This window comes from Pseudomonas sp. FW305-28, assembly GCF_017351395.1.
GTDB classification, from domain to species: domain Bacteria; phylum Pseudomonadota; class Gammaproteobacteria; order Pseudomonadales; family Pseudomonadaceae; genus Aquipseudomonas; species Aquipseudomonas fluorescens_AA.
In genome coordinates this window covers 1-14070 of record NZ_JACNDD010000162.1, presented here as the reverse complement: position 1 = coordinate 14070, position 14070 = coordinate 1, and the positions used below count along the sequence as shown (strand labels likewise).

Genomic DNA, 14070 nt, shown 5'->3' with positions numbered 1-14070 from the left:
TGGTGAATGCAATACTCATGAGCACCCACAATCCCTGTGGGAGCGAGCTTGCTCGCGATGGCGGTGGGCCAGCCGCTTTATTCAGCCTTGAAGCAATACACAGCCAACTTGTTGCCATCCAGGTCCCTGGCATAAGCGGCAAAGGCATTGTCCGCCCAACTGCGGGGGCCTGGCAGGCCTTCGCAGATGCCGCCGTTTGCCAAGGCGGTCGTATGGAACGCCTGGACCGCAGCGCGGTTCGGCGCTTCGAAGCTCACCGTGACACCATTGCCGATGGACGCCGGATTGCCATTGGCCGGGTTGAGCACAAAGAACGACGGCTTGTCGACGCCCCAGATGGAGCCGGCATCCTCGAGATCAGCAACACGCTTGAGGCCGATCTCTTTCAAGGCGGCGTCATAAAACGCACGTGCTTTTGCCAGGTTGTTGGTGCCGACGGTGACATGGGTAAAAACGGACATCTTGGTTTCCTTGCTATGGGGGGGAATTGGATTTTCGAGCGGGTCTCAGAAATGAATGACGGTACGAATGCTTTGCCCGGTGTGCATCAACTCGAAGGCGTCGTTGGTCTTGTCCAGGGGCATGTGCAACGCTGCCCGCTTGAGAAAAACGATGAACCTGTGGCGAGGGAGCTTGCTCCCGCTTGAGCGCGAAGCGCTCACAAAATGGGCCTGCTGCGCAGCCCAGCGGGAGCAAGCTCCCTCGCCACAGGTTTACCGAGCGCCTTACCTCAAATGTCCTTGACCAGCCGCAGCGCATCGTAGATAGCCGCATGGGTATTACGCGCCGACACCGCGTCGCCAATTCGGAACAGCTGGAAGCGGCCCTCCGGGTTGGTCACGATATTCTGGGTTTTCCCGGCGATCAGATTGTGCTGCTCCACCGCGCCGTTATTGCTCGAGTGCGGGCGTAGCTCGAAGTACAAGTCGTCCAGGGGCAGGGTGCCGTGGTTGACCACCACCTGATCGACCACGCGCTGCTTGTGCACCTGACCATAATCGCTGCCGAAGTTGGCCACCAATTGACCGTCGCGCTTCTCCACGGAGTCGACCCGATAGGTGACCGTGAAGGTGACGTTCAGGTCTTGCAGGCTGCGCATGTAAGGCACCAGGTTCATCGCCATCACCTCCGGCGCAAACGACCGGTCCGGCGTGACGATTTCCAGTTTCGCACCGCTGTTGGCGATGACCTCGGCCGCTTGTAGCGCCGCGTGGTCGCCCGCGTCGTCGAAGATCAGCACGTTCTGGCCGGGCTTGACGTCGCCGGAAATGATGTCCCAGGTCGACACCACCAGCTCATTGCCGTGCTTGAGCACCTCGGTATGGGGCAAGCCGCCGGTGGCGACGATCACCACGTCCGGCGCCTCGGCCATGACGGTCTCGGCTTCGGCCCAGGTGTTGAACTGGAACTTCACCCCCAGCCGTTCGCATTGCGCCATGCGCCAATCGATGATGCTGATCATCTCGCGCCGCCGCTCGCTCTGTGCAGTCAAGCGGATCTGCCCACCGGGCTGATCCGCCACTTCGAACACCGTGACGTCGTGGCCACGTTCGCCGGCCACCCGTGCCGCTTCCAGGCCCGCCGGGCCGGTGCCAATCACCACCACCTTGCGCTTGACCGACGCCTTGGGGATTTCGTGGGGCATGGTGGTTTCGCGGCCGGTGGCGGCGTTGTGGATGCAGTACGCGGCGCCGCCCTGATAGATGCGGTCCAGGCAATAGTTGGCACCGACGCAGGGGCGGATCTCTTCTTCACGCTTCTCGATGATCTTGCGCACGATGTGCGGGTCGGTCATGTGCGCCCGGGTCATGCCGATCATGTCCACCTTGCCGGAGGCGATGGCATGTCGCGCCGTGGCGACGTCCGGAATCTTGGCCGCATGGAACGTCGGGAAACCGGTGGCCGAGCGGATCTCACCGGCAAAATCCAGGTGTGGCGAGTTGCGCATGCCCTGGATCGGAATCACATCGGTGAGGCCGGCATCGGTATCGATGTGCCCGCGAACGACGTTGAGGAAGTCCACCAGCCCACTGTCCTTGAGCATGTGGGAAATCTGGAGACCGTCGCTGGCACCGAAGCCGCCGGGCAGGTCCTCATCGCCGGTGTAGCGCACCCCGAGCAGGAAGTCCTCGCCACAACGCTGGCGGATGCCACGCAGGATGTCGAAGGTGAAGCGCATCCGGTTTTCCAGCGAACCACCGTAGGGCCCGTCGAGATCGTTGGTCAACGGCGACCAGAACTGATCCATGAGGTGCCCGTAGGCCTGCAGTTCCAGGCCGTCAAGACCAGCCGCCTTCATGCGTTCGGCGGCATCGACGTAGTCCTTGATGATGCGATCGATGTCCCATTCTTCCATCTTTTTCGGAAACGACCGGTGAGACGCTTCGCGGCGATGGGAAGGCGATACCACCGGCAACCAGTCAGCCTTGTCCCAGCGCGTGCGCCGGCCCAGGTGGGTCAGTTGAATCATCACCGCCGCGCCGTGTTCGTGGCACTCGTCAGTCAGGTCCTTCATCCATTTGACCACTTCGTCCTTGTACGCCAGCACGTTGTTGAACACCGGCGGGCTGTCGCGGGAAACAGCGGCGGAGCCCGCCGTCATGGTCAGCGCCACACCGGCCTTGGCGCGCTCGACGTGATAGGCGCGGTACAGATCCTTCGGCATGCCGTCGACAGGATAAGCGGGCTCGTGGGAGGTGGTCATGATCCGGTTTTTGAGGGTCAGGTGCTTGATCTTATAGGGCTGCAGCAGAGGATCGCTGGACATGGTGTTGCGCTCCGGGAACAGAACATCAGGCTTGGTTTGACATAACGGTATGTCGAATGTTCATGTGTGTCAACGACCTGTGACACAGGTGTACATTTTTCTTGCGTGACGTAAAAACCAGGATTACCATCCAGTCGAAACAGGGGTGGTCCGGCTCGTGCGGCCGGCCATCGCGCATCGATCCAAAGTGCAAGGGGGCTGTGCGAAGCGCTATGCCAGGAACCATGAAAGTACTCGTTGCGGTAAAACGCGCCATCGACCCGAATGTGAAAGTCCGGGTGAAAGCCGATGGTTCAGACGTCGAGCTCAATGGCGTGAAGATGGCCTTGAATCCGTTCTGCGAAATCGCCGTGGAAGAGGCGATTCGCCTCAAGGAAAAGGGGCTGGCATCCGAAGTGGTGGTGGTCTCGGTGGGCACGTCGGCGGCGCAGGAACAACTGCGCACGGCATTGGCGCTCGGCGCGGACCGGGCGCTTCTGGTCGAGACGAGCGCGGTACTCGAGCCGCTCAATGTCGCCAAGTACCTGAGCAAAGTGATCGATCAGGAAAAGCCGCACTTGATTCTGTTCGGCAAACAGGCAATCGACCAGGAAAACAACCAGGTCGGGCAAATGGTCGCGCAGTTGATCGGCAGCGGTCAGGCCACTTACGCCTCTGCCGTCAATCAGGTCGACGGGCAGTGGGTCGTCGAACGTGAAGTCGACGGTGGCAGCCAGGTGGTCGCCCTCGCCATGCCGGCCGTGGTGACCTGTGACTTGCGCCTGAACCAACCGCGCTACGCCTCGTTGCCGAACATCATGAAAGCCAAGAAAAAACCGCTGGAAATCATTGCCGCTGACACCTTGGGCGCGAGCGTGAAGGAACACGCTCGGTTATTAGGGGTGGTCCCGCCTGCGGTGCGCAAAGCGGGGATCAACGTCGGTTCGGTGGCCGAGCTGGTGGATAAATTGAAGAACGTTGCGGGGGTGATTTGATGCGCACATTGGTGATCGCCGAGCACAGTGCCGGTCAACTGACGGCTGGTACATGGAGTGCCGTGACCGCCGCCATGGCCCTGGGGACCGAGACGGATTTGCTGGTGATGGGCGGGACGGCCGCATCGGCAGTGGCGCAACAGGCGGCGCTCACCCAGGGCCTGGCGCGGGTGCTACTCGCACAAGGGGCGATGTTTGAAAATGCCCTGGCTGAAAATGTCCAACCGCTGGTCACTTCACTGGTGGCCGAGGGGTATACGCACGTCGTTGCCGACGCCAGCAGCATGGGCCGCAATGTACTGCCACGGATCGCGGCGAGCCTGGATGTCGGCATGCTGTCCGACGTCACCCAGATCGTCTCGACGGACACGTTCCAACGACCCATTTATGCCGGCAATGCCATCGCCACGGTGCAGTCCCTCGATCCGATCAAGTTGCTCACCGTCCGTGCCTCGGCGTTCGCCCAGGCCCTGTCCCACGAGCATCGCTGCGAAGTGGTGGTAGTGGAGGGCGGGCAAAGCGCGAGCAATGTGCGCTTCGTGAGCGAGCAACTGACGGCCAGCGAAAGGCCCGACCTGTCGAGCGCCCGCGTCGTCGTGTCCGGTGGCCGCGGGATGCAGGGCAAAGAGCATTTCGCCCTGATCGAGCGGGTGGCGGACAAGCTTGGCGGTGCCGTAGGGGCCTCGCGTGCCGCGGTGGATTCGGGGTTTGCCCCCAACGATCTGCAGGTCGGGCAGACCGGGAAAATCGTTGCGCCAGAGCTTTACATCGCGGCGGGTATCAGTGGCGCCATTCAACATTTGGCGGGCATGAGTGGTTCAAAGGTCATCGTTGCGATCAACCAGGACGCTGAAGCGCCGATTGCCCAGGTGGCGGATTACATGTGGGTGGCGGATCTGTTCGAGGCCTTGCCGGCGCTCGAAAAAGCACTGTGAGTACGTACATTCATAAGTTCCGCCAAAGGGCGGAGGAGGGCCGAACGACCTGAATACAGGAAGGGTTTTCGCATAACTAGAACTTATCCATGCATAACATTAAATCCCTTGAGGAGTGTAATGGCACTCTGCTTTGATGAGGGAACGTAAATTCTTCTGCTGCCCTGCCAATAACTATTAATACAGTACGCGGAGATGCACCATGATGACGTTTTCCAGTAAAACTCGTATCGGCTGGCTTGCCGGTCTGGCGATGGCCGCCGGCAGCCTGATGGCCCACGCCGAGGAACCCACGCCCATTCGTATCGGTTGGGTGAATTGGTCGGATACGGAAATCGCTGTAAAGCTGGCGGATACCGCACTGCGCGACCACTTGAAGCAACCGGTCAAGTTGGTGCTCGCCGATATTGGTATCCAGTTCCAGGCCTTGGCCAACGGCAATATCGACCTGATCCCGATGGTCTGGCTGCCGAGCACTCACAAGGCATTCTATGACAAGTACCAGGACAAGCTCGAAGACCTTGGCGTGCTGTATGAAGGTCGGATCGGCATGGCCGTGCCAACGTCCATTCCCACCAGCGAACTCGCCACTGTCGAGGACCTCAACAAGCCTGAAGTGCGGCAAAAGCTCGACGGCAAGATCCTGACCTCGGAAGTGGGCAACGGCCAATACAAACTCACGGAAAAGGCCATCAAGGAATACAAGCTCGAAGGCTACAAGATGGTCGCTTCTTCAGAGTCAGGCATGTTGAGCGAGCTGGATCGCAATCTCAAACGTGACAAATGGGCATTGATCAACGCCTGGAGCCCGCACTGGATGTTCGCCAAGTGGCCGCTGCGCTATCTCGACGATCCGAAGCAGATTTTCGGCGGCGCCGAACAGATTCACGCGGTTGCCCGCAAAGGCTTCAGCGCCGAGCATCCTGATGTCGCCCGGTTCTTCGCCAACTTCAAGATTCCCAAGGCCGACCTTGAGAAGCTGATGGCGACCGCCCGTGACAGTTCGGCAGACAAGGTCGTTGCCGAGTACTACGCCGCCAACAAACCTCGCTTCGAGGCCATGTTTGGCAGTCAGACCGCCTCGGCGACCGTCAGCCAATAATCGCTGCCGTTGCTTGATAGGTGTTTGCAGTTCGGTGCCCTTGACGCAAAGTGAAGGGCGTCGGCTGTCATCGATTCCGTTCGGGCTACCCTTGGAACATCAGGGCCCCGCTTCCGGTACCGATGGGATACGTTGAGCAGCCTGTCATTTTCGTCTGCGCCTGACTCAGCAAGGGGGAAACGATGATTACCCGTCACGAGCATTTGTCGTCGGATCCGGTGGTGACTCGTAGCGCGCAGTGGCTTCGGCGATCGCTGCATGAAGTCCTCTCGAACAGCTCGGGGGACGGTACATCCGGGGCGACACAGGCCTATGCCGCCGCCCTGGGCCCGACCGAGTGGTCCCTCAAGAAACCGCCGGCAACGCCCCGCGCGTTACCGGCAGTCCTGGCACCCTATTTGGCCCAGGCATTCGACGCTGCGCCAAGAGTCCCCGAACACCTGGCAGGGGTATTGGAGGCGTTGAACGCGCTGGTGCCCCATGTTCCCTGGATCAACCGTCAGGCCCAGGCCGGCCAGGACGATCGGTTCGTGGAGCGGCATCGCCATGGGATGGTCACCGGTCCAGGGGGATTGTTCGACTGTCCTGGCATGACCCTGGGGTTGGCACTCATGGCGCCCGAAACCTGTTATCCGTTCCACCAGCATCCTCCGGCTGAGTTCTATCTGGTGTTGTCCCCAGGCGACTGGTATCGCGAGGACATAGGCTGGTGGACACCCGGGGCAGGGGGCATTGTCATAAACCCACCGTCCTGCACCCATGCGATGAGATCAACGCAAGCGCCACTCCTGGCGCTGTGGGGATTGCTCCATGAGCCCTGCGCTTGAGGCGAAGGGTCGAAGACTACAAGTCATTTCAGAGGCTGTGCGATGTCGGTCACCACATTGGGTATCAAGTTGGATGGGGAAACACGGGCCAGGCTGAAGTCGGTGTCGGCAAAGCTGGACCGCACCTGCCACTGGTTCATGAAACGGGCGATCCTGGATTTCATTGAAAAGGTCGAAGCCGGGGCAGGTATTGAAGCGCTCGTCGCGGTCGAGGCGCTGGAAAAAGACGCTGCGCGCCACAGCCTCGCAAGACGACGCAGGGATACCGTTGCGCTAGAGCCGGCCACGGGTGATGCACACCGTGGGTGATGCCCCACGGCCTCAACTTGGAATCCTCTTGTGCCTGCTTTCCATGCTGCTCTTTGCAAGCCAGGACGGGATCACCAAAGTGCTGGTCAAGGACCTTCCCGTCGCCCAGCTCGTCATGGTGCGTTACTGGGTATTCCTGGCATTCGCTGTCGGCTATAGCCTTTATCACGGCCACCTGGGAGCGGCGTGTCGAAGCCATCATCCTGCCCTGCAGGTCATCCGTGCCTTGCTGGGGGTGGGCGAAAGCGCGTTGTTCGGATTGGGGCTGCGTTACCTCGGAATGGCGGAGATGCATGCCCTGTATGCGGTGTTTCCGCTGATGACCCTGGCCTTGGCAGGTGCGTTCCTGGGTGAGTTCATCGGCGTCCGTCGCTGGGTGGCCGCGGCCATAGGGTTCTTGGGGACCCTGGTGATCCTCCGTCCGGGAACCGGCGTCTTCGAGTTGGCGGCGCTGATTCCGCTGTTGTCGGCCCTGGGGTTCGCAGTCTTCAGTGTGCTGACACGTCGGATCAGCCGGGATGATTCATTCGCGACGAACATGCTCTACATGGGCTTTTTCGGCGCCCTGGCCATCACGTTCTCTGGCTTGCCAGGGTGGGTTTCGCCGAACCCGACACAGTGGGGCCTGATCGCCGTGCTGTCGACGATCGGCATGGTGGCGCAGTTGCTACTCCTCCAGGCGCTCAAGTACGCAACGGCAGGTACGCTTCAACCGTTCAACTACACGCTGTTGGTGTTCGCCACATTCATCGGCCTGTTCATATTCGGCGAACTACCTGACCCATGGACCGTCGTGGGGGCGTGCATGGTGATTGTCGCAGGCCTGTATGCAATCAAGGCGAAAGGGTAGGGAGCCCGTTTTATGTTATTCGATACAGGAATAAGCATAATAGAATATATTCCTTGATCGAATTAGTTGGCATGTTAAGTTGACGCTACCGGACCGCCGGATATGTTCAACCCTACCCTATGGTACGACTATGTCCGGCGCCCGAATCTTCCAAATCAGCCTTGAGGCTCTGTCGCATGACGGGGCCCATGCAGTGATTTCTCAGTCCGGCACTCTGCGCATCAGTTCTTGTGCCGCCATTGCCGTTCCATTCGTGACCGGCAAACCTCTCCCTTGCCAGGCCAACAGTGAGGCCTGCAGTGCAATCAGCGAAGGCTTGGCGTTTCTGCTCTACGCCATGTGACGCACCGCTGTCGGCACTTCCATACCGTAACGTCAGTCAGTCATCTTGAGGTAATACCCGGTCCCGGGTGGTCGCTTGAAGTGTGAGTGAGTGGGCGTCTGTTCAGCGCAGCCTATCGCGACTTACCACCATGCCAAATTATTTGGATGAAGCTCATCGAGTTGAAATCGTCAAGCTCAGCAGGACCTTGACCAGCCAGACTGAATGGCCCACCTGGCTTTTACTGGTCGGCTTTTACCTGGCTTGGGCGCTTGTTGTTTTTCATGGGCAGGCACTTGGTCAACTCATCAGCATTGTCCTGTTGGTTCCACTGGTCGTGCTCTGGATGTCGATCCAGCATGAGCTTATTCACGGTCACCCAACGCGTTGGCCGGCCATAAATAAAGCCCTGGGGTTTCTGCCGTTTGCCGTTTGGTATCCCTACGACATTTATAGGGACACGCATCTGGCGCATCACAACGACGAGGTGCTGACGGTGCCTGGTCAAGATCCAGAAAGTCGTTATGTCACCAGTGCCTTCTGGTTGCAGTCACCGCGTTATGTGAAAGCGTTGCTTTGGGTAAACAAGACTTTGGGTGGTCGCTTGCTCATGGGAGCACCATTGGCAGTGATATCCCTGCTGGGTAGCGAGATCAGAGGCTTGTTTCTCGCGGGAGGAAGTACTGGACGAGTGTGGATAGCTCACGTGCTAAGTGTTGTCGTGGTGCTGACCTTGGTTGAACAATACAGCGCCATCAGTGCTGTGCAGTACGTATTTTTAGTTTCGCTGCCGGCCTTGTCCATTGCAATGATCAGGTCGTTTTACGAGCATCGGCCGTCAACGCTGCCAGAACACCGCACGGTGATCAATGAATCCTCAGGGCTTTTGAGCTGGCTCTTTCTTAACCTCAATCTTCACTTGGTTCATCACGATCTTCCCGGTTTGCCCTGGTTTTATTTGCCCCGGGTGTATAGAGCCAGGCGTGAACAATGGATCGCGCGAAACAATGGCTATGTCATTCATGGCTACTTCCAGTTATTGCAGAGGCATCTGATCAATCCCGTGGATTGTCCTCGCCATCCTGCCAGGCACTAAAAATACTCAAGCTAATCTGGGCGTCGGAAAATGATACGTTTTGAAGCCATCAAGAAAACTCATAAAGGCAGCCCGCGAATGGCCGTGAGCGATTTAACGCTTCATGTCCGGGAGGGGGAGATCTGCGTATTTGTCGGGCCAAGTGGGTGTGGCAAAACGACCATTTTGCGAATGATCAATAGACTGGACACCCAGGACAGTGGCCGTATCTGTGTCAATGGGGTGGCGACCGACGAGCTTGACGTCGTGACGCTTCGCCGTGGCATCGGTTTCATGATGCAAAGTTCAGCCTTGTTTCCTCATCAAACCGTTGCAGAAAATATTGGCGCGGTTCCGCGGCTCTTGGGTTGGAGCAAGCATAAGATCCGCCAGCGCGTGAGCGAGCTCATTTCCCTGGTCGGGCTTCAGCCGGAATTTCTGGACAGGTACCCTAATCAACTGTCGGGCGGGCAGCAAAGTCGTGTTGCCTTGGCGAGGGCATTGGCCTCGGACCCACCGGTTGTATTGATGGACGAACCCTTTGCCGCGCTTGATCCGGTGATCCGCGAGCGACTGCAGGACGAACTGGTTGCGCTGCAGAGGCGTTTGCATAAAACCATCATCCTGGTGACCCATGACATGGAAGAGGCCATCAAGATTGGTGACCGCATCGCCATCTTCGAGGGCGAAGGAAAGCTTGCTCAGTTCGATACACCTCACAATATCCTTGCCCATCCTGCCAGCGAGTTTGTGAAGAACTTCATCGGCAAGGATCCGCTGTTGAAAAGACTGTCGCTGATGAAGGTTTCTGATCTTCCTGTGGATGAAGTCAATTGCCAATTCAAACTTCTGCTGGACGATAAGTCCAATCCGCTGAAGTGGGTCAGTGAATCGGACTTGCCTGTCCCTGAACTTACCACGGTGTCGAATAATGATTCGTTGCATCACGCACTGGTTAAAATTCTAACGGCTCCGCTCGGTGTGGTTGTTCGAGTGGACGAGGCGGGTGGTTACGAAGGTTGCCTGTCGATTGCCAGCTTTCACAGCGCACTCAATGAGCGCCGCTTTGGAAGTGCGCAATGATTGACTGGTCCTGGATCGTTGAAAACTGGCAGCAGATCGGCCAGCTGTTATTTGATCATATTCAGCTGGTGACCTTGGGTCTGTTTATAGGAATGCTGTTAGCGGGCGCAATGGTGCTCTTGACGTTATGGAAGCCAGGGTTGGCGCAGCCCATGATTTATATCAGCGGAATACTTTTTACCATTCCCTCCCTGGCACTGTTCATTTTGATAATGCCCTTTACCGGTTTGTCCAAGACGACGGCGGTGATTGGTTTGAGCCTGTATGCCTTGCTGATTGTGTTACAGAACACTTTGGCGGGCCTTGCGAGCAACCCTCCGGACGTGCTGGAAGAAGCCCGTGCGCTAGGGTACACGCGCATGCAGCGATTCCTGGGAGTTGAACTTCCCCTGGCGTTGCCTTCGTTATTGGCAGGGCTGCGAACGACCGCGGTGACATTGGTAGGGCTGGTGACGGTGACTGCGTTAATTGGTCAAGGCGGATTGGGGCAGCTGTTCATTACCGGGTTGGCTCAAAGTTTCACTACGCCTGTGGCGGTCAGTTTGGTTCTTACGGTGATGTTGGCGTTATGTTTTGATTTTCTGTTTTATTCAATCAATAAATGGCTGGTCCCTTGGGTGCGCTAATGAATTGGATCGCAGATGTCTACCTCTGGTTTTCTCTTCCTGAACACTGGTTGGGCGAAGACGGAATACTGACTCGGCTGGCAGAGCATATTTATTATGTGTCTTTGAGCCTGGCGATTGCTTGTGCAATAGCATTGCCGCTCGGCGTACTCATGGCTAACTACCGCAAAGGCGCGCAGGTGGCGATCGGGCTGTTCAATATTGGGCGAGCATTGCCTTCCCTGGGTATTGTGATACTTGCAATCATGGTCATTGGCTATGAAACCAGTACGGTGATTATCGCCTTGGTCACCCTGAGCATCCCGCCGATATTGACCAATACCTATGTTGGCATCGATCAGGTGGATTCGTCTCTGAAGCATGCTGCCAAATCGATGGGGATGCGCAGATGGCAGATGTTTATCCAGCTGGAATTACCGTTGGCTTTTCCGCTGATCTTTTCTGGATTCCGCTCAGCCCTGGTGCAACTTATTGCCACGGCCACCATTGCCGCCTATGCAGGGTTCGGCGGGCTGGGCAGGTTTCTCATTGACGGGCTGGGTCGAAATGACATCCCTCAAATCATTGGCGGCGCACTGGTGGTGTCGGCACTTGCGATTGTCAGCGAGTGGGTTTGTTCAATGATCGAAACACTCATGGTTCGAAAATGGCGAGCGGGGAATGTTGAACTGAGCGCTACATGATCAGGGCATTTGAAAGTGCGTATTAATTCTGCAGAGGTGCAAATCCAAATGAAAAACAAACAACGTTCGAAGGTTCGTTCAGCGCACTCGGTTTCATTGTTGCTGGGGTTAGGCTTGCTGGTGGGCAGCGCATTTGCCAGTGCCCAGTCCATCACCATAGGCGGGGCCAATTTTTCCGAGCAGACGATTCTCGCGAACATCTATGCGTCAGCTTTGAAAAAGGAAGGGATTGAGGTCAAGACCCGGCTCAATCTGGGGAACCGCCAGATCATCGCCAAGGCGCTGGAAAACGGGGATATCGACGTTGTACCCGAGTACATAGGATCACTGTTGAGTTTCTATGACGACAAGAGCGCCCTGACCAGCCAAAAGGAGATCGTCAGCGCCTTGCAACAGAAGTTGCCGGCGGGCCTCCAGTTGCTTGAACCTTCGGCCGCGGGTTCTATTACCGCTTGGGCCGTCACCCAGAAAACCGCAGAAAAGTACAACCTGCAGACCTTGTCCGACCTGGCACCCGTCTCCGGTGAACTCACGCTGGGTGGGCCTCCCGAAGTCACCACTGCCGCCTTGGGCCTGCCCGGGTTGAAGGCGGTCTACGGTATCAACTTCAAGAGCGTCAAATCGCTGGACATGGGCGGGCCCTTGTCGCGGCTGGCGCTGAACTCAGGCGCTATCGACGTCGCCACGGTGGTCTCCACGCAAGGCATCCTGGCAAAAGAACCTTGGGTGGTGCTCGAGGACGACAAGCACCAACAGCCCCTGCAAAACATTACGCCACTGGGGCGCAAGGCGTTGCTAACCCCAGAAGTCACCAAAGTGCTCAACGAGGTCTCCGCAAAACTGACCGATGACGACCTCAAGCAACTCAATCGCCTGGTGGATATCGATCACAAGGATCCCGCAAAAGTCGCGGCGCAGTGGGTCGCTGAAAATACCGTCAAGGCGACCAACTGAACATGAATGCGATGTGGGTAAGGTCGCGGAGGCGTTATGTCCAATAAAAGCATGATTTTGAATCTGTTCTTTTTTAATCCCCAAGGGGATCACCGTTTTTCCTGGCGCCACCCGCTGTCGCCGACCAAGGAAATATTGACGCTGGGCTACTACGTGAAACTGGTGCAGGCAGCCGAAGCGGCGAAGTTCGATGCGGTTTTTGTCGCGGATCACGTCGCGGTCTGGGACTCCGTCGCCAGTGGGTTGAGGCACTATGCCAACGCCCGCCTTGAACCGATTACGCTCTTGTCCGCATTGGCGGCTGTCACCGAACACATCGGGCTGATGGGCACCGCTTCAACGTCCTATAACGAGCCCTTCAACATCGCGCGATATTTTGCTTCGCTGGACTACCTCAGCACAGGGCGAGCCAGCTGGAATATCGTGACCTCCTGGTTGGAAGAGGAGGCTTCGAATTTCGGATTGTCAGGCGTGACGAAACACGGCGATCGTTATCGGCGGGCCGAGGAGTTCATTCATGTCGTCAAGCAGCTTTGGGATTCCTGGGAGGAGGGGGCTCTTGAGTTTGACAAGGACAGCGGCGATTTTGCCGACCCGTCCAAGATTCACCCGATCCATCACAAAGGAGCGCATTTCAACGTGCGTGGGCCGCTTAACGTGCCGCGTCCCCCGCAAGGACATCCAGTCCTTGCCCAGGCGGGGTCTTCTGAAGCGGGCAAGGATCTGGCCGCCGCCCATGGGGACGTGCATTTCTGTTTCATCAATACGGTCGAAGAGGGACTGGCGTACAGGGCCGATTTGAATCGCCGACTCGAGTTGAAGGGCCGGCATTCCAGTGATCTGAAAATCATTACCGGTGTGCTTCCGGTGGTTCTGGAGGATGAGACTGAGGAGGAGCGCCGTCGGCAACTGGAGGACAGCCTCATTATCGATGCCGTGGCGATTGATCTGGTCTCCAGCTACACCCGTCTTGATCTGACAGGCCTGTCGCCGGACAGCCCGCTACCCGCGTTGCCGGATGAGTCTGAGTTCGATGGCATTCGAACCGAACTGGCCCTGCTCAAGAAGTACGACACGACCTTGTCCATCCGTGAAATAGGGCGCCGGTTGGTCAAGAGTTCCAGTACCTGGCTGCTGATCGGAACGGCGGAGCATATTGCCGATAAGCTTTCAGCGTTATACGAGTCGAATGCCGTCGATGGCTACAACCTCATGTTTCCGTTTTTGCCGACGGACTTCGACACATTCACCCGTGGCGTGGTGCCTTTGCTGCAAGCCAGAGGGGTTTTCCGCAAGGAATATGAACCCGGGACCCTGAGGGATCGCTTGGGTTTGAAGACGCCTGCCAACCGCTTCCTGCTGTGATCAGCGTCAATCACAATCCTCTGAATGGCTTTCATATGACCAGCGATCTATCCATGTACCTCGCTCCCGCCAGGGTTTTACAGGCCCAGGACGCCTGGCTCCAGCGCATCCTGGAGATTCTGGGTGAGCGCCGTGAGCAAAAGCAGGTCGTCGATCCCGTGTCCCATTGGCTTTCCCCTGATCTGTTGTTGGCCCAGA

16 protein-coding genes are annotated in these 14070 nt (G+C 57.7%); 13 read left to right on the top strand and 3 right to left on the bottom strand.

What is annotated here, in order from left to right:
* Nucleotides 1-77: 77 nt before the first annotated feature.
* The 3 genes from J4E53_RS26235 to J4E53_RS26225 form a co-directional block, all read right to left on the bottom strand.
* Nucleotides 78-461: a VOC family protein gene (locus J4E53_RS26235; protein ID WP_103309137.1), complete on the bottom strand. Its 384-nt coding sequence runs from the start codon at nt 459-461 to the stop codon at nt 78-80.
* Nucleotides 462-506: 45 nt separating this feature from the next.
* Nucleotides 507-662 carry a hypothetical protein gene (locus J4E53_RS26230; protein WP_158249659.1) on the bottom strand — a complete coding sequence of 52 codons (156 nt, stop codon included), beginning with the start codon at nt 660-662 and terminating at the stop codon, nt 507-509.
* Between the two features lie 68 nt (nt 663-730).
* Nucleotides 731-2767: an NADH:flavin oxidoreductase gene (locus tag J4E53_RS26225; RefSeq protein ID WP_060741510.1), complete on the bottom strand. Its 2037-nt coding sequence runs from the start codon at nt 2765-2767 to the stop codon at nt 731-733.
* 224 nt (nt 2768-2991) lie between these two features.
* Between J4E53_RS26225 and J4E53_RS26220 the strand changes: the two genes are divergently transcribed.
* The 13 genes from J4E53_RS26220 (at nt 2992) to J4E53_RS26160 (ending at nt 13872) form a co-directional block, all read left to right on the top strand.
* On the top strand, nt 2992-3741 hold the full coding sequence (locus J4E53_RS26220) for an electron transfer flavoprotein subunit beta/FixA family protein (protein WP_060741511.1): 750 nt from the start codon (nt 2992-2994) through the stop codon (nt 3739-3741).
* A complete protein-coding gene (locus J4E53_RS26215) occupies nt 3741-4676 on the top strand; it encodes an electron transfer flavoprotein subunit alpha/FixB family protein (RefSeq protein WP_060741512.1) in 936 nt (311 codons plus the stop codon). The genes J4E53_RS26220 and J4E53_RS26215 overlap by 1 nt, the downstream gene beginning before the upstream one ends.
* A 202-nt stretch (nt 4677-4878) precedes the next feature.
* Nucleotides 4879-5778, top strand: a complete 900-nt coding sequence (locus J4E53_RS26210) for a glycine betaine ABC transporter substrate-binding protein (RefSeq protein WP_103309135.1) — start codon at nt 4879-4881, stop codon at nt 5776-5778.
* Nucleotides 5779-5960: 182 nt separating this feature from the next.
* Nucleotides 5961-6605, top strand: a complete 645-nt coding sequence (locus J4E53_RS26205; RefSeq protein WP_103309133.1) for a dimethylsulfonioproprionate lyase family protein — start codon at nt 5961-5963, stop codon at nt 6603-6605.
* A 42-nt stretch (nt 6606-6647) separates the two neighbouring features.
* Complete coding sequence (locus J4E53_RS26200; protein ID WP_103309131.1) at nt 6648-6914, top strand: hypothetical protein; 267 nt, start codon at nt 6648-6650, stop codon at nt 6912-6914.
* The gene (locus J4E53_RS26195; RefSeq protein WP_103309129.1) at nt 6898-7764 is read left to right on the top strand and encodes a DMT family transporter; all 867 of its coding nucleotides are present in this window, start codon (nt 6898-6900) and stop codon (nt 7762-7764) included. The genes J4E53_RS26200 and J4E53_RS26195 overlap by 17 nt, the downstream gene beginning before the upstream one ends.
* A 193-nt stretch (nt 7765-7957) precedes the next feature.
* A complete protein-coding gene (locus J4E53_RS26190) occupies nt 7958-8107 on the top strand; it encodes a hypothetical protein (RefSeq protein ID WP_158249658.1) in 150 nt (49 codons plus the stop codon).
* 130 nt (nt 8108-8237) lie between these two features.
* Nucleotides 8238-9182 carry a fatty acid desaturase gene (locus J4E53_RS26185; RefSeq protein ID WP_103309127.1) on the top strand — a complete coding sequence of 315 codons (945 nt, stop codon included), beginning with the start codon at nt 8238-8240 and terminating at the stop codon, nt 9180-9182.
* A 30-nt stretch (nt 9183-9212) separates the two neighbouring features.
* Complete coding sequence (locus tag J4E53_RS26180; RefSeq protein ID WP_103309125.1) at nt 9213-10244, top strand: ABC transporter ATP-binding protein; 1032 nt, start codon at nt 9213-9215, stop codon at nt 10242-10244.
* Nucleotides 10241-10870, top strand: coding sequence for an ABC transporter permease (locus tag J4E53_RS26175; protein WP_103309123.1), 630 nt, complete (start codon nt 10241-10243; stop codon nt 10868-10870). The genes J4E53_RS26180 and J4E53_RS26175 overlap by 4 nt, the downstream gene beginning before the upstream one ends.
* Nucleotides 10870-11553 (top strand): ABC transporter permease, encoded by a 684-nt coding sequence (locus J4E53_RS26170; RefSeq protein WP_060741521.1) that lies wholly within the window; start codon nt 10870-10872, stop codon nt 11551-11553. The genes J4E53_RS26175 and J4E53_RS26170 overlap by 1 nt, the downstream gene beginning before the upstream one ends.
* Before the next feature lie 15 nt (nt 11554-11568).
* Entirely contained in the window at nt 11569-12507 is a 939-nt protein-coding gene (locus J4E53_RS26165; RefSeq protein ID WP_310650543.1) for an ABC transporter substrate-binding protein, read from the top strand.
* Between the two features lie 36 nt (nt 12508-12543).
* Nucleotides 12544-13872 carry an LLM class flavin-dependent oxidoreductase gene (locus J4E53_RS26160; RefSeq protein WP_103309119.1) on the top strand — a complete coding sequence of 443 codons (1329 nt, stop codon included), beginning with the start codon at nt 12544-12546 and terminating at the stop codon, nt 13870-13872.
* The last annotated feature ends 198 nt before the right edge of the window (nt 13873-14070 follow it).